The organism is Lutispora sp. QWL-02, assembly GCF_058315355.1.
Map to the genome: position 1 here is coordinate 2497296 of NZ_CM177762.1, position 15489 is coordinate 2512784.

Annotated in this window: 15 protein-coding genes and 1 other annotated feature; of the genes, 7 read left to right on the forward strand and 8 right to left on the reverse strand. The window is 37.0% G+C overall.

The annotated features are described in order from the left end of the window. Positions 1 to 14: 14 nt before the first annotated feature. From AC4HCY_RS11640 to AC4HCY_RS11655, 4 genes are all read right to left on the reverse strand, one after another. Complete coding sequence (locus AC4HCY_RS11640; protein WP_491094314.1) at positions 15 to 827, reverse strand: ABC transporter permease; 813 nt, start codon at positions 825 to 827, stop codon at positions 15 to 17. Beyond that, complete coding sequence (locus AC4HCY_RS11645) at positions 820 to 1587, reverse strand: ABC transporter ATP-binding protein (RefSeq protein WP_323431401.1); 768 nt, start codon at positions 1585 to 1587, stop codon at positions 820 to 822. Before AC4HCY_RS11645 ends, AC4HCY_RS11640 begins: the two co-directional genes overlap by 8 nt. 215 nt (positions 1588 to 1802) lie before the next feature. Then, positions 1803 to 2705, reverse strand: a complete 903-nt coding sequence (locus tag AC4HCY_RS11650) for an ABC transporter substrate-binding protein (RefSeq protein WP_491094315.1) — start codon at positions 2703 to 2705, stop codon at positions 1803 to 1805. Between the two features lie 148 nt (positions 2706 to 2853). Next, the gene (locus AC4HCY_RS11655) at positions 2854 to 4179 is read right to left on the reverse strand and encodes a transposase (protein WP_491094266.1); all 1326 of its coding nucleotides are present in this window, start codon (positions 4177 to 4179) and stop codon (positions 2854 to 2856) included. A 469-nt stretch (positions 4180 to 4648) separates the two neighbouring features. On the opposite strand from AC4HCY_RS11655, the gene AC4HCY_RS11660 reads away from it, so the two are divergent. From AC4HCY_RS11660 to AC4HCY_RS11670, 3 genes are all read left to right on the forward strand, one after another. Then, positions 4649 to 5167, forward strand: a complete 519-nt coding sequence (locus tag AC4HCY_RS11660) for a CDP-alcohol phosphatidyltransferase family protein (protein ID WP_323431403.1) — start codon at positions 4649 to 4651, stop codon at positions 5165 to 5167. Between the two features lie 90 nt (positions 5168 to 5257). Next, positions 5258 to 5473 (forward strand) — a binding site (T-box leader). Between the two features lie 147 nt (positions 5474 to 5620). Beyond that, entirely contained in the window at positions 5621 to 8275 is a 2655-nt protein-coding gene (locus tag AC4HCY_RS11665; protein ID WP_491094316.1) for a valine--tRNA ligase, read from the forward strand. Between the two features lie 15 nt (positions 8276 to 8290). Then, a complete protein-coding gene (locus AC4HCY_RS11670) occupies positions 8291 to 9592 on the forward strand; it encodes a bifunctional folylpolyglutamate synthase/dihydrofolate synthase (RefSeq protein WP_491094317.1) in 1302 nt (433 codons plus the stop codon). A 189-nt stretch (positions 9593 to 9781) separates the two neighbouring features. Here AC4HCY_RS11670 and AC4HCY_RS11675 read toward each other — a convergent pair whose 3' ends face one another. Both AC4HCY_RS11675 and AC4HCY_RS11680 read right to left on the reverse strand, forming a co-directional pair. Next, positions 9782 to 10303: a DUF4364 family protein gene (locus tag AC4HCY_RS11675; RefSeq protein WP_323431406.1), complete on the reverse strand. Its 522-nt coding sequence runs from the start codon at positions 10301 to 10303 to the stop codon at positions 9782 to 9784. Positions 10304 to 10391: 88 nt separating this feature from the next. Continuing rightward, positions 10392 to 10616, reverse strand: coding sequence for an alpha/beta-type small acid-soluble spore protein (locus AC4HCY_RS11680; RefSeq protein ID WP_323431407.1), 225 nt, complete (start codon positions 10614 to 10616; stop codon positions 10392 to 10394). A 241-nt stretch (positions 10617 to 10857) separates the two neighbouring features. Between AC4HCY_RS11680 and AC4HCY_RS11685 the strand changes: the two genes are divergently transcribed. Beyond that, a complete protein-coding gene (locus AC4HCY_RS11685) occupies positions 10858 to 11934 on the forward strand; it encodes a polysaccharide deacetylase family protein (protein WP_491094318.1) in 1077 nt (358 codons plus the stop codon). A 52-nt stretch (positions 11935 to 11986) separates the two neighbouring features. Here the strand turns inward: AC4HCY_RS11685 and AC4HCY_RS11690 are convergent, their stop codons facing one another. Continuing rightward, entirely contained in the window at positions 11987 to 12160 is a 174-nt protein-coding gene (locus AC4HCY_RS11690; RefSeq protein WP_255228577.1) for an alpha/beta-type small acid-soluble spore protein, read from the reverse strand. A gap of 179 nt (positions 12161 to 12339) precedes the next feature. After that, positions 12340 to 12762: a CBS domain-containing protein gene (locus AC4HCY_RS11695; protein ID WP_323431409.1), complete on the reverse strand. Its 423-nt coding sequence runs from the start codon at positions 12760 to 12762 to the stop codon at positions 12340 to 12342. A 199-nt stretch (positions 12763 to 12961) separates the two neighbouring features. Between AC4HCY_RS11695 and pdaB the strand changes: the two genes are divergently transcribed. The 3 genes from pdaB to AC4HCY_RS11710 all read left to right on the forward strand — a co-directional run bounded on the left by pdaB (position 12962) and on the right by AC4HCY_RS11710 (position 15480). Continuing rightward, entirely contained in the window at positions 12962 to 13747 is a 786-nt protein-coding gene (gene pdaB, locus AC4HCY_RS11700) for a polysaccharide deacetylase family sporulation protein PdaB (RefSeq protein WP_323431410.1), read from the forward strand. Between the two features lie 51 nt (positions 13748 to 13798). Next, positions 13799 to 13993, forward strand: a complete 195-nt coding sequence (locus tag AC4HCY_RS11705) for a hypothetical protein (protein WP_323431411.1) — start codon at positions 13799 to 13801, stop codon at positions 13991 to 13993. Between the two features lie 137 nt (positions 13994 to 14130). Then, positions 14131 to 15480, forward strand: coding sequence for a hypothetical protein (locus tag AC4HCY_RS11710; RefSeq protein WP_491094319.1), 1350 nt, complete (start codon positions 14131 to 14133; stop codon positions 15478 to 15480). The last annotated feature ends 9 nt before the right edge of the window (positions 15481 to 15489 follow it).

Here is a 15489-nt window from a genome sequence, read left to right on the forward strand (position 1 = left end):
TGTGAGGTTATAACTCACATCATTTTCAATACTTTCTTTTCGATCCATAGGACTGAGAGATAAAGTATGGCTGCAACAATAGCAAGTATTAAAACGCTGGTCATCACTAAATCCATTTTAAATACTTGCCCTCCGTATATGATCAAGTGCCCTAAGCCTGCTTTGGACACGAGGAACTCGCCTACTATCACTCCCACAAGGGATAGCCCCACATTAATTTTCAGCGTAGAAATTATAGTCGGTATGCCTGCCGGAAAAACTACCTTGCGGAGTATTTGCCGCTTATTTGCACCAAAAGTTTTAAGAAGCTTTATTTTATCTTCGTCACAGTTGCTGAAGCCGGTAAAAACATTGATTATTGTTACAACTATGGATAGGAGCAATGCCATGACAACTATTGACTTTGTAGTACCTCCGATCCAAACTAATATGATGGGCCCAAGAGCAGTTTTAGGAAGAGCATTTAATACAACCAGATACGGGTCAAGCACTTTTGCCAGAAAATCAGACCACCAAAGAGCTATGGCTACTAAGGTGCCAATTACGGTTCCCGATACAAAACCTATTATTGTCTCATATACTGTGATTCCGGTATGCATGAACAATGAACCGTCTTTTGACATTATAACGATTGTTTTTATTATTCTGCTTGGTTGACTCATTATAAAGGGATCTATCCATTCCTTAGATGCTGCTGTTTCCCAAAGAAAAAACAATAATATAAGGATGATGAATCGTGAAAGCCCTATAGCCGAATTCTTTCTTTTGTTATTCATCAAAAATTTTTTGTGTTCCTCAGAGACTGCTGAATATTTTGAATCATACATGCACATCCAGCTCCTTCCATATGGTATTGAAATAGAACCTGAATTCAGGAGCCTCCCGGCAGGTTATAGGAGTTTTATTGCTGCAGGTTAAACTGATTTCATGTATAGATTTTATCTCTGCTGGCCTTTTGCTGAGCACCATTATTCTATCGCTCATGCTTATGGCTTCAGCAAGATCATGGGTTACAAGTATTGCAGTTTTTCTTTCCTTTTTTAAGATCAGCCATACCTCTTCAGAAATTGCTATTCTTGTCTGATAATCTAAAGCAGAAAATGGTTCATCCAATAAAAGTATATCCGGCTTGGTTGCAAGCGTTCTTATCAGGGCCGCTCTTTGTCTCATACCTCCTGATAGCTGCCTTGGGTAATGGTTTCTAAATTCGTATAAGCCATATTCTTTTAACAGCTTTTCTATAGAGGCTTGTGTTTCTTTGTTTAATTTACCTTGTATCTCCAGCCCTATAGTAATATTCTTCGCAATCGTTCTCCATTCGAATAGATGATCTTTCTGAAGCATGTATCCTACACTGGCTGATGGGCCTTGAACTTCCTTGCCATTTATTAATATTTTACCGGCTGAGGGCCTGAGTATGCCAGAGATTAATGACAATAGAGTGGATTTTCCGCATCCGCTAGGCCCAACTACACTTACAAACTCTCCGTTTAAAACCTCTAGGTTAAGCTTTTGTATCGCTTTAGTTTCTCCGTCAAGGGTATGGTAGTTCATAGAAACATCAATAATCTCAACTACCTTTTCCATTTAACCACCCCTTTGAAAACATCTATCACTTCATAATATTCAAATAAGCTTTAAAAGTGATTAAATAATGATTCGGTGAAATATAATAGGGACAGCAAAATGTTTTATCATAATGCTATCCCCATAATCAGGAGGTCATATGGTATTGGGGTTTATTGGGACAAATCTCTTGTCCCAATAACATATTATTTATAGAAGCATTAAAATGTTACAGTTTATTTTATTTTTTTGATCGCTTCTTCAGCAAATTTGTCATTGAATAATACATCATATTCTACTCTTTTATCAAGCTCGCCGGCAGTTACCATCACCTCCTGAAGCCTTTCAAAAGACTCAGGAATAGAAATAGGCTTGTCGTTCCAGGCATCTATTTCTTTGTATCTGTTTACAACTGTTGCGAGAATTTCATCGTCGGCATCCGGGAAGAAGGGCTTCAATTCTTTAGCAATGTCCTCTGCTTTATTATTTTGTACCCATAGCTGTCCTTCATATAGCGCATTGGTGAAACGCTGAATGATATCAGGATTTTTTTCTATATAGCTTTTCTTAGCGAAGTATGCAGTATAGGAGATCAAGCCGCTGTCCTTGCCTATGGAAGCTACTATACTGCCTGCTTTTTCTTTTTCCAGCATTGAAGCCGTAGGCTCAAAAAGTGCTACATAATCCCCTGTTCCGCCTTTAAAAGCACCTGCGGTAGCCGTGAATTGGAGATTCGTGATGACATTTACATCCTTTCCGGGCACCATTCCGTTCTTTTTTAATACATATTCTAGGGTCATTTCAGGCACTCCGCCGGGTCTGCCTCCTATAATCGTTTTTCCTGCAGTCTTTTTCCAGTTGAAATTGGAATCTGGTTCTCTAGCTACTAAAAATGAACCATCACATTTTGTTAGCTGAGCAAATATCACAGCATGATCTTCCTTGCCCTGGTTATAAACGTATATGCACGACTCAGGTCCTGCGAAGCCAATATCGCACTGATCGGACAATAAGGCTGTCATAGTCTTATCAGCACCTTGACCTGTGGTTAGATCAATCTTTATTCCCTGCTCCTCAAAAAAACCTTTGCTTATTGCTAGTAGGTGTTCAGTAAAGTGAAATAAATTGGTTACGGACACCAAAAAGTAACAGTAATTAACAGTAAAGCAATAACAAAAGGACTGATCATTGAAAATTAAAAAAGGTGCAGTTGATAGGAAGAGTTTACCATTGTAAAATGGCAGAGCTTAGCTAAACATAGGAGTAAAGGATTAAATTTCCTATGGATTAAGCGGCATTTTTCTGGTAATCTATACTCTCAAGGACTTCAGCTATGGCTTTTGCATGTTGGGTCATGCATACCAAGGCAGTCCTCACGAAGAAGTTTTTTGTACCCCGGAATAATGGGGACTTTAATCCGTTATTGAGGACCGTATCGCCGATCACAGATTCGATGCGTGCTCTTCTTGAGTATAGGTCTTTCCAGAGTTGCGAGCCTCTAGGGACTTGTGTAAACCAGCGGATGTCATCTTCAATGTGAGTATAGACTGTCTTGCCATAGTTGGAATCACAACAAGGTTTATCACACTTAAGCTTCTTAGCTAATTTCTTTGATGCTTTCAAAGGGCATCGCCACTTGTATCTACGCTTCTTTCTATCAATTCCCCAGTAATAGTAAACATGACCGGCAGAACAAACAGGTAACCCGTATTTATTCTCTTGTGTAGGAGTTTGCGAGTTTCTTGGGTTGATCGCGATAATCGGCTTACCACCCAGCAAAGAGATCCACCAGTAAATGTAGTATGCATCATAGCCTGAATCCAGGATGACATGGTTAAAATCCACTTTCATATCGTGATAAAGGTACATTAAAAGATGTGAAGCTACTTTGGAATCATGGACATCGGCTCCTGCAACAAAAAAAGTAAGCGGTAAACATTTGGATTGATTATCAACTATAGGGGTTGCTGCAAAATGTAGTCCATAGCCTATTAAATATCGGTCAAGGTTATGGTCATATCCTTTGGTGGCTTCTGGGTCTTTACACATAGAACATTTAAAAGGCTTAATGCTATTGCTGGAGCACCTACAGTACTTTTCCGGAACATACTTCTGCTTACAGAAAGTCTTGACCTTGCAACCATCAAAAATCACTTTATCATGGGGATCAATAATACCAAGCGCAATGGATTTATTGACGAATACAAGTTCAAATATCTTCTTAAGCAACGTACCCTGAGTCATGATATCATTTATGTCAAAATCCTCTCCAAACAGGTTAGACATAAACCAAGAGAAATAGGCTTTTGAGGGCGTTTTCTCAGGGGTAAATCCGGATAGGTAAGCATACCGGGGTGTATCTTTTAGTTCTTTGACCCATTTGTTAATGGATGTAAAACCTGCAAGATACATCACTAATAGTGACCTTAAAGCATCTTGAGGAAGATAATTTGCGATACGTCCCCATGGATTGCTGGAGTAAAAACGTTTACAAAGGTCATAGACACAAGAAAGATCAATATGTGAAAGAATTTTTGCAATACTATCAGTTTGTTTAACGTTCTGATAGAGATTTAATCTATAAGCTAAATGGCTTTGATTTGGTGGTAACAAATGACCTCATCCCCCTTCCTAAACCCCTATTTTAGCAGGTTTGGAGCATGTGAGGTGAAGTTACTTGTTTCCAGTTACTATAAATCAAGTAAAATCAATGGGTTCAGCTTTGCTGAACACCGACTTATTGCTACATATTGAGGTGTATAGAATATTGAGCGGACGACTTCATTGAGACGGATAGTAGTTAATTCACTTTTGCCGCAGCCGCTGAACAGTAAAGCAATGATTGTAAGAATCATGATGAAACACAATAATTTAACGTAAATTTTCATGAAATCACCTCCAAGAATATATTTATCATTTACAGTTTATTCCCAGAAATTTTGATTGTGCTTGTTTATGAAATAAAGGACTTTAATGGGCTTTAAGAACAAAAATGCATATAATGTAAATAAGAGATTTAATAAAGTAATTCTTAGTGGAAAAAATATATTTAAGAAAAATTGTCGTGATGGGAGTTGAGGCTATGATTACACCAAATATTCTGACAGCTATAAGGATTGGCTTAGTACCGCCCATGATTTACAGTTACTTATATGTTCCTAGAAACGGTGGAGCAATAGCCTTTTCTATTTTTATTTTTTCTGCTATAACGGACATTATGGACGGATATATAGCAAGAAAATATAATATGATCACAAAGATAGGCACAGTTTTAGATCCTCTGGCAGATAAACTGATGTTGATCTCTGTTTTGAGCATTTTCTCGTTGAATAATAAAATTAGCTTTTGGATTTTGGTTATAATGACATTAAAAGAGCTGTTTATGATACTGGGAGCATATTTCCTTTTTTATAATAAGGAAGTGGTCATACCGGCTAATGTGTATGGGAAGGTGTCCACAGCCATGTTTTATGTATCCGGGTTTGGTATAATGCTTGACCTTCCGATAGGCACGCTTTTCATGAACATATTTGTCATTTTGAATCTCATATCCTTGTTTATATATTTTTATCGTTTTGTATCGATAAAAGGCACGATTTAGAAAAAAATTGTGAAGCATATTGACAAAGCTTTGAGTAAATGCTATAAATAAGATTATCCGATAGCTAAGTGCTGATAATGTTTATTTAATATAAAAGCTGTGAAGAAGAGGAGTAGGCGATAATCACCTTTTTAAGAGAAGGATACCCAAGGGTGAAAGGTATTCAAGGCATGGTTTCGCTGAAGGTAGCTTTGGAGCTCCTGTATCGAATCTCAGTAGATGCAGGCGGGTCTGCCCGTTATAGTGAAGAGAGCCGGTGTTGGCCGGAATTAAGGTGGTACCGCGGATTTATCCTTCGTCCTTTTATTAGGACGGAGGATTTTTTATTTTCACAGTTGTATTGACTGATATAAGAGTGCAACCCTATGCAAGCTACAAAGTCTTAGTCTCGCAATTTTTGTAGTCGTTATCAGTCAATACAACAAGGATTCAATAAAGATGGAGGCGATTATAATGGAAGATGCAAAAAATCTTAACAAAGCTTATGATCCCAAGCAGGTTGAAGAAAAACTCTATAAAATGTGGACTGAGAATGGATATTTCACCCCGGAGGCAGATTATAGCAAGGAGCCTTATACAATAGTAATTCCGCCCCCAAATATTACAGGACAGCTTCATATGGGCCATGCTCTTGACAATACAATTCAAGATATATTGATCAGATGGAGGAGAATGCAAGGCTATTCAACCCTTTGGCTGCCGGGAACAGACCATGCCAGCATCGCAACAGAAGCAAAAATTGTTGATTCTCTTGCTAAAGAAGGTAAAACAAAATATGACTTGGGAAGAGAAGGCTTCTTAAGAAAAGCTTGGGACTGGAAGGAAGAATATGGTGGGAGAATCATTAACCAGCTGAAAAAGCTAGGGTGTTCCTGTGACTGGACCAGAGAGAGATTCACCCTGGACGAAGGCTGTTCTAAAGCAGTATCTAAGGTGTTTATGAGTCTTTATGAAAAAGGGTTGATCTATAGAGGGGAAAGGATTATTAATTGGTGCCCCAGCTGCAAAACTTCAATATCAGACATCGAAACAATTTATGACGATGAAAAGGGGCATTTCTGGCATATTAAATACCAGATAAAAGACTTAGATGACTTTATTGAGATCGCAACAACCAGGCCGGAAACTATGCTGGGTGATACTGCAGTGGCTGTCCATCCGGAAGATGAGAGATATAAACATCTGATAGGTAAAACGGTAATTCTTCCACTTTTAAATAAGGAAATACCAATAATTGCAGATGAATATGTGGATATGGAATTTGGTACTGGTGCTGTTAAGATCACTCCGGCACATGACCCCAATGACTTTGAAGTTGGCTTAAGACACGGACTCCCGATGCCTAGGGTAATGAATGATGACGGTACAATAAATGAATTGGGTGGAAAGTATTGCGGCTTGGACAGATATGCTGCAAGAAGACAAATAGTCAGTGATTTACAAGAATCGGGTCTGCTCGTTATTGTTAAAGATCACGATCATAGTGTGGGTCATTGCCAAAGATGCAATACAACAGTAGAGCCCATACTTTCAAAACAGTGGTTTGTGAAGATGAAGCCGCTTGCAGAGCCGGCAATTGAGGTTGTTAAGAATGGTACAATAAAGTTTGTACCAGATAGATTTTCGAAGATCTACTTTAATTGGATGGAAAATATCCAAGACTGGTGTATTTCCAGGCAATTATGGTGGGGACATAGAATACCTGCATATTATTGTTCAGATTGTGGGGAAATAATAGTTACCATAGATCCTCAGGAAACCTGTGGAAAATGCGGGGGAAAGTTAAAACAGGATGAAGATACTTTAGATACTTGGTTTAGCTCAGCTTTGTGGCCTTTTTCCACATTAGGCTGGCCTGATAACACTGAAGATTTGAAATACTTCTATCCCACCAGTGTTTTGGTAACAGGATATGATATTATTTTCTTCTGGGTAGCCAGAATGATATTTTCCGCCATGGAGAATATGAAGGAAGAACCCTTTAAATATGTATATATACACGGCATTGTACGAGACTCAGAAGGAAGAAAAATGAGCAAATCCCTTGGCAATGGCATTGACCCTCTTGATGTTATAGAAAAGCATGGAGCCGATGCGCTGAGATTTAATCTTATATCTGGAAATTCTCCGGGAAACGATATGAGATTTTTCTGGGAAAGGGTAGAGGCCTTCAGCAATTTTGCTAATAAGATATGGAATGCATCAAGATTTGTGTTAATGAACATAGATGATGATTTTGACTATGAGAACATACTTCATTCCTATAGAGACGCTCTTACTACAGCCGACTATTGGATTTTGAGCAAGTTAAACAGGCTAAAAAGAGAAGTAACAGAAAACATGGAAAAGTTTGAGCTGGGAATAGCCGCACAAAAAATTTATGATTTTATATGGTTTGAGTTTTGCGATTGGTATATAGAATTGGTAAAACCAAGGTTATATTCTGAAGAAGCTGAGTCTAAAACTATAGCACAAGCTACTTTGACGTATGTTTTGAGAGATTCCATAAAGCTACTGCATCCATTTATGCCATTTATAACAGAAGAGATTTACATGCATTTACCCCAAACCTCCCACTCCATTGTGATCAGCCAATGGCCCCAATATGATGAAGCCTTTGATGCTTCATTACAAGAGAGAAATATGGAGATAATAATGGAAGCCATAAAAGGAATAAGAAATATCAGGGCTGAAATGAATGTTGTACCTTCAAGAAAATCAAATACCATTATTATTTCCGACAGAGAAGAAGTAATTAACGCTATGATGGAAGGGACACCTTATATTCAAAAATTGGCATATTCTTCAGAGGTAATATTAAAAACAACAAAAGAAAATATACCTGATGGAGCTGTTTCGATAATCATCGAAGGGGCAGAAATATTTCTTCCTCTGGAGGATTTGATCGATAAGGAAAAGGAGATAGAGAGGCTTAATAAAGAAAAGGAAAGGCTGGAGAAGGAGCTAGAAAGAGTAAAGCAAAAGCTCAGCAATGAGAAGTTCCTCTCTAAAGCACCTGCAGCAGTTATTGAAGAGGAAAAGGACAAAGAGAAAAAGTATTCTGAGCTTATGGTAAAAGTGCTTGACAGATTAAAAGGATTGGAATAAAGAGGTGCAATATTTATGGATTATAAAGATGCCATAGAATATATTGATATGAATCTAAAGGGCGGCTGCAATCCGGGCTTGAACAGGATTGAAAGGCTGCTGGAATTATTGGGTAATCCTGAAAAACAGATCAAAGCGGTGCATATTGCAGGTACTAACGGAAAAGGCTCAGTTACCGCGATGTTATCAAGCATATTGAGAGAAGGGGGATATAAGGTAGGAACTTATATCTCACCTCACCTTCATAGCATTACGGAGAGGTATCTTATAAATGGAGTGAGCATGGAGGAGGATGTTTTTGCTTCTTATGTTTCTATCATAAAGGGTAATATTAATAAAATGGCAGAATCAGGGGAAGAAATACCTTCTCAGTTTGAAGCTTTGACAGCCCTTGCATTTCTATATTTCAAAGATATGAATATAGATATTGGAGTGATTGAAGTCGGTCTGGGAGGAAGGTATGATGCGACCAACGTATTGGATTCATTGATTTCAGTAATCACATCCATAAGCTATGATCATATGAGCGTTTTGGGAGATACGATAGAAAGGATTGCCTTTGAAAAGGCGGGTATAATAAAAAAAGGTCAAAAAGTTATACTATACCCTCAGAGCTTTACCGCATCTGAAAAGGTTATTGAAATGATATGCCGGGAGCAGGAGGCCATGCTGATAAAAATAGATCCTAAAGATGTCGTTCAAAGGGACTTTGGCATAAAGGGACAAATAATGGACTACTGCTTCGGTGATAAAAGCTATAGGGGTATACAATTGCCTCTTTTGGGAGATCATCAATTGCTAAATGCGGCTGTAGCTATCAGAGCAGCAGAAGAATTAGGCAAATTAGGGTACCATATAAGCGAACAGCATATAAAGCAGGGTATAAAAAAAGTTAAATGGCCGGGGAGGCTCACTGTTATAGCTTCAGATCCGCAAATTGTTATAGATGGGGCTCATAACGAAGATGGAGTCAAGGCTTTAGCAGAAGCATTGAAAAAATATTTTTATGACAAAGATATCATTATGGTTATAGGCATGCTAAGGGACAAAAACCATAGAGACAGTATAAGCATGCTGGCGCCAATGGCTAAGAAGCTGATCGCTACCGAACCTATGAGCGACAGGGCTCTTAGTGCGCTAGATTTGGCAAGAGAAGCCGAAGAATTCTGCCGGGAGGTTTATGCTGTGCCGTCTATAGCTCAGGCCATCAATAAAGCCATCGATATTTCCGAGGATAATTCTATAATCGTTATATGCGGTTCTCTCTATCTGATCGGAGAAGCATTTGAAATATTGAATAAGATTTTACTGCAATAATCTGTTGTCCTGACTGATAAAAGAGTGCAGTACTGAACTAACTCACTCTAAGACTTACACCGCTATAGTCCGCGTGTGCCTAAGAGCGGCTAAGTCCAGTACCCCAGGGTACCTTCTTTTGCCCTTGCAGGGCAACTCACAGAGAGGATGCCCTGGGGCATTCGCAATCGTTATAAGTTAGCATAGCAGTCATTGCTTTATCAATAGGCTCATTATTTGATCATAGACTTGATAATACTTATTTTCCCAATTGCTGCATATCAATTTGGCCTGTTTTGCAGATACTACGTTGAGGCTGAGATCTATCAATACAATGTCCTTTTCGATAACTTTTAAATTTACTATGTATTCAGTATCACTTTTTTTGATAAAGTCAGAGCGGACTTGGGTTTCTAACCTTATTTTCTCTTTGTTCTTCGACACATAGGCTTTGATTTTTGATATTACAGCATCATCTATGCGGGAGAAAAATAACTCTATAGTTTTCAAACCCATTTCTGTGTTCTGATAGGTTTCCCTATTTCCAAACTTTATAATCATTTTAGCTTCTTCCAGCTCCTGCAGGCATTGCTGCAGATCGAAATAATTAATAAGATTGTTTTCCAACACAATGTCTGTAATCTGTGCCGTTGTTATCGGCAGATCAATTTCCCTCAAAATTAACAACACAATTAATTTATTAAGTGCAATTTCATTGCTATTACCATTCATGCTATCACCTCTGACCATCTTTACCTTAAATTATATCATATTAAAAAATAAAAATCAGACAAACAGATGTCTGATTTTTATTTTTTGTTTACTGATTTGTCATCTGGTTTTGGGCCATAGAGATCATTCGTTTAACCATCTGGCCGCCTACCCTGCCGCAGTCTTTTGAAGAAAGATTGCCCCAGTAGTCCTCAGAGCCCTGATAAACAGGTAAATTCAATTCTGCTGCTATTTCATATTTCATATTATCTAAAGCTTTATGAGCATTTGGTACTTCTAATCCTTTATTATAATTTCCACTTCCTAGTGCCATTTTAAAGTCCTCCTCACATAAAAGTTTTTTATTTCTGATAATAATTTACCCCGGTGAAAAAAATAAATACTAGAACTTATTGCTTTTATGTATAAATTCATTAATGGCAGCATATAATTAATAATTTAACCTGATTTTTCAATGGCAGCACAAGCTAATTTTTGGAATGTATGCAGAATATGTCGATTTGGAGGTTTGCATATGATATAATAATTGTAAAGCTTGAGTGTGGAGGGCAAAAATGAAAAAAGTTACTATTATTTTTTATCTTATTTTATGTATAACCTTGATCGGCTGTACCAATCCGGGCGTTCCCGTCAGCAATACTCCGGACAAGTCAAAAGAAGCGCAAACAATAGATGAAAAGCCTGATGAAAAATCTTCTCCGGATATTGAAATAGAAGAGATAGATTATGAAAAAATAAAGCCCAATGAAAATGGACAAGTTATGATATTGATGTATCATGGCATTGGAGAAGAAGAGTCAGAATGGGTACGAACCCCTGAAAACTTTAGAAAAGACCTTCAAACTCTTTATGATAAAGGCTATAGGCTTATCAGTCTAAGAGATTTTGTAGATAATAAGATAAATGTGGAGGCAGGCTATACTCCTGTAGTTATAACCTTTGATGACGGATTATTGAATCAATTCAATCTGATAGAAGATAGTGAAGGAGCCAAAATAGATCCGAATTGTGCAGTGGGATTGCTTGAAAGCTTTAGCAAGGAACACCCTGACTTCGGTAAATCAGCAAGTTTTTTTGTATATTACCCCGTTCCTTTCAGGCAAAAAGAGCTTATTAAAGAAAAGTATGAATTCCTTATAAATAATGGTTACGAAATTGGAAACCATGGATATAATCATGAAAATCTGGGTAAAATCAGTATTGAAGAGGTACAAAAATCTCTAGGGAAAAATGTTCAAAAAACTAAGGAAATACTTCCCGACTATGAGGTACAGTCCCTGGCACTTCCATATGGAGCAGCACCTAAAGGCGAAAATTATAAATATGTTGTGTCGGGCAGCAGTGAAGGCTCAACATATAACCATAAAGCAGTTTTACTCGTCGGAAGCAATCCGGCCCCTTCGCCTGTCAGCATAAAGTTTAATCCTCAAAGACTGCCCAGAGTGAGAGGAAGTGAAATGCTGGTCGCCGGGACAGGGATATATGATTACATCAAGTATTTTGATAAAAACCCGGACAAGAGATACATAAGTGATGGGAATATTAATACAGTTACCATTCCTGGAAGCGAATCCAATAATATTGATAAAAACAGATTGGGAGACATGAAGCTTATCACCTATAATCCCTAATAAAAAACCTGATGGAATCATCTCCATCAGGTTTTTCTGTCTAAGCCGTTAACTATTTAAGTCTTTCCTCATAGGATCTTATCATTCTTCTGACCATTTCGCCGCCGATCCTCCCTGCATCTCTTGCCGAAAGGTTTCCATTGTCTCCTGGCTTTAAATTAATCCCTAGTTGAGTAGCTACCTCTTCCTTGAATCTATTCCGAGCATTTTTTATATTATTGCCCATTATTTACACCTCCAAGATAATTTATTTTTATAGCAAGATTAATCTATTTAGTATTATTTTGATTATATTGCTATATAATAATCATGAAAATATTACCTTTTCGTGTAGTGCCAGTTTGATATATTGTTGCCTTATAACACCAGTTACTGTTGCATAAGCAATAAAATTAACCGGAAAGATTAATTGATATCCTTCATAGTTGAAATATAGTTTTTTGTGAAATACTCAATTATTTCCCTTCTTCTGATTATCCCGATAAATATGTTATTATCGTCAATCACAGGGACAAAGTTTTGAGCACTTGCGAGGGTGAGCAGATCTTCCATATGAGCATTTATTCTTACTGCAATATTTTTTATTCGTTGAGGCACATCTTCCAGCAATACCTTGTCTGTGTTTTCAAAGGTGAGTCCTTGGGTATTTTTGAGCTTCCATAACAGGTCCCCTTCGGTAATGGTGCCGACGTATTTGCCTTTATGATCTATTAAAGGAACAGCAGTGTATCCATGGTGCTGCATTTTTTCCAAAGCTTGTCTCATAGTATTTTTAGGGCTTAAATAGATAACATCTGATTTTGCTACCAGAAAAAAGGCTATATTCATTATATCACTCCAATCAATAAGACTTATAACACGCAACAACTCTATTATAATTATATTTGCGCTTTTATACAACAATACAATATTTATTTGTTCAAACTTGGATATTGGACTTTAATTATGTCATATATTTAAGTGGGGTGTTAATTACGGAGGAGCTTTATAATTTGATTTTTTATGATTAATAATTGGGGGTATTGATATGAAGTTATTTTTCATAAACAGAAGACATCTAAAATTAGGTGCAGCAGTTGTAGCATTGACGCTTATATCTGCAATCTATACGGCAGGGTTCCAAAGAGGACCTATCAGCACCTTTATGAACAATGAGAGGATGATACCAATATATTGTGTGGATACGGAAGAAAAAAAGGTTGCCATAAGCTTTGATGCCGCCTGGGGATCGGATAAAACTGAAGATTTGCTGAAGATATTAAAAGAATACAATGTGAAGACTACTTTTTTCTTGGTAGCCTTCTGGGTTGATAAATATCCTGATATGGTAAAAAAAATAAGCGAAGAGGGGCATGAGATAGGCAATCATTCAGCAAGCCATCCGCAGATGTCACAACTAAGCGAAGAAAAAATCACGGAAGAGCTGACGAGCACATCGGAAAAAATAGAGGCAATAACCGGCAGCAAGGTGAACCTTTTTAGGCCCCCCTTTGGTGATTATAGCAATAGACTTATGAGAGTTTCCAAAGACTTAGGCTATTATGTGATACAATGGGATGTTGATTCGCTGGATTATAAAGATTATGGTACCGATGCGATAGTCGACAGGGTGATATCGAAAGTAAAAAATGGCTCCATAGTGTTGTTCCATAATAACGCAACCTATACTAAGGAAGCACTGCCAATAATACTGGATAAACTTCAAAAAATGGGCTATGAAGTTGTACCTATATCACAACTGATATATAAAGATAATTATTATATTGATCATACAGGAAAGCAAATAAAGCTTAAGGAAAGTGTAAATCAATAAGGATGGATTAATATAATGTACAAAGGGCAAATATTTGGGGGAGTGGTAACAATGAGCAAGAGTGATCTGATAAAGACTGTAAAAAAGGCGATTATTTTAGCCGATGCATTAGAAAATGCAGTGAAAATATCTCATGCTATTGATGATTTGTCTGAAGGAATAGAAGAAATTGAGAAAAGCTTGCGTTTATCCAAGAAGAATTATTCCACCAAAGAATATTTAAGGATTGACAAAAATAAGAAGTGATATCATAAAAATGAAAAGCAAATGATGCTTGCTTTCTTAATGCTATAATTAAACTAATAAATACTAAGCCATGAGAAATACATAAAAATATATTATAAGTTAACCATATATATACTATGGATATGGGAGATGATAATATGTTTGGTTACTTGGGACACCGGCTTGGAAATAAGGGAATGACATCTGATCCAATTAAGATAGCTCCGGGTATGGTTTACATTGATCTGGATTCAAAAAGCAGGAGGGGCATTTATAATGCAAACAAGAAGGGGGCTTCACTTATAATATCAAACAAGAATGTTTCGAATCCATCTATACCGATTGTTCAAGTAAAAGATATCGAGGAGACATACCTTACTCTATTGAATCTCTTATATGAAAGACCTATTGATAAGGTGAGTATTGTTGCAGTTTATGGAGGCAGCAAAGGCCAGCTTGTAGTGAGGCTTTTGGATGAAATTTTTGCAAATCATTTTTCAAAGCCTAATGAAAGAAAAGAATTAAAGGATTTTGCTTATGCCTTAGTATCAGAAAAATTCAATTCAATAGCTGAAAAATTTTTTTATTATGTGCTTTTATGTCTTTCAAACGATATGACCACAATACCCTTTAGCTACAGTGATGAATTAAAAAGGTTTCAGTCTCTGCTAAGACCTAGGTATGATTGCTATATATTGATAGATGAAAGCCCTATAAAAAACAAGGGAATGTATTGCTTTACCCCCGGCAAACCCTTGTTTATAAACATCGATGACCCACATATTTTAAAAGCCATCGATGGGGAATTTGAGAATATAGCTATTACATATGGATTGAATAAAAAAGCGGCTGTTACTGCTACCAGCATTGAGTATGGTGAAATTACAAAGTTTAATTACTGTCTGCAAAGAACATTTTATAGTAAATCCGGCTCGATTATTGAGCCATTTGAAGTGCCAATTTCTATAAAAGGTTTGGGCATCGGCAAAGTATATTCGGCGTTATCTGCAATAAGCTGTGCTTTATACTACGATATAGATATGGAATGTGTTAAAGAAACCTTATATCAATTTGATGATAAAGGCAGAGATTTTTCCATAATCAAATATGATAACTTCATCCTTATTGACAGCTATTGTTTGACCGAGAGGGATTATAGAGAAGCATTTGAAATGCTCCAAATGTTGGATTACAGAAGCTTATATGTAATTATTCCGGATTTTTCATCATATCGTAAAGAATTTAATCAGCTTTTAGTAGATTTGATTAATGAATGGAACCTGAGCCTGGATATTAAAGAATTATACATTTTATGCGGAGAGAAGCAAGAGGTACAGGATAAAAATCTTGGAATATTTAAGAATGTGAAGGTCAGATATTTTGATCAATTGTCAAAAGCTATAGGGTGTTCTATAAAATATTTATCTGATAAAGACGTTCTTTTAATACTTGGAGGTGATGAAATGAATTCATCTCAAAGCATCATTGAATTGATGTCAGCAAAATAAATATTTTAT

Bases quoted from the DNA above. Each gene is read 5' to 3' on its own strand.
- AC4HCY_RS11710 (WP_491094319.1), top strand. From the start codon at position 14,131: ATGTTTGGTTACTTGGGACACCGGCTTGGAAATAAGGGAATGACATCT.
- AC4HCY_RS11705 (WP_323431411.1), top strand. From the start codon at position 13,799: ATGAGCAAGAGTGATCTGATAAAGACTGTAAAAAAGGCGATTATTTTA.
- AC4HCY_RS11680 (WP_323431407.1), bottom strand. From the start codon at position 10,616: ATGGCACTAGGAAGTGGAAATTATAATAAAGGATTAGAAGTACCAAAT.
- AC4HCY_RS11665 (WP_491094316.1), top strand. From the start codon at position 5,621: ATGGAAGATGCAAAAAATCTTAACAAAGCTTATGATCCCAAGCAGGTT.
- AC4HCY_RS11645 (WP_323431401.1), bottom strand. From the start codon at position 1,587: ATGGAAAAGGTAGTTGAGATTATTGATGTTTCTATGAACTACCATACC.
- AC4HCY_RS11685 (WP_491094318.1), top strand. From the start codon at position 10,858: ATGAAAAAAGTTACTATTATTTTTTATCTTATTTTATGTATAACCTTG.
- pdaB (WP_323431410.1), top strand. From the start codon at position 12,962: ATGAAGTTATTTTTCATAAACAGAAGACATCTAAAATTAGGTGCAGCA.
- AC4HCY_RS11660 (WP_323431403.1), top strand. From the start codon at position 4,649: ATGATTACACCAAATATTCTGACAGCTATAAGGATTGGCTTAGTACCG.
- AC4HCY_RS11675 (WP_323431406.1), bottom strand. From the start codon at position 10,303: ATGAATGGTAATAGCAATGAAATTGCACTTAATAAATTAATTGTGTTG.
- AC4HCY_RS11695 (WP_323431409.1), bottom strand. From the start codon at position 12,762: ATGAATATAGCCTTTTTTCTGGTAGCAAAATCAGATGTTATCTATTTA.
- AC4HCY_RS11690 (WP_255228577.1), bottom strand. From the start codon at position 12,160: ATGGGCAATAATATAAAAAATGCTCGGAATAGATTCAAGGAAGAGGTA.
- AC4HCY_RS11670 (WP_491094317.1), top strand. From the start codon at position 8,291: ATGGATTATAAAGATGCCATAGAATATATTGATATGAATCTAAAGGGC.
- AC4HCY_RS11640 (WP_491094314.1), bottom strand. From the start codon at position 827: ATGTATGATTCAAAATATTCAGCAGTCTCTGAGGAACACAAAAAATTT.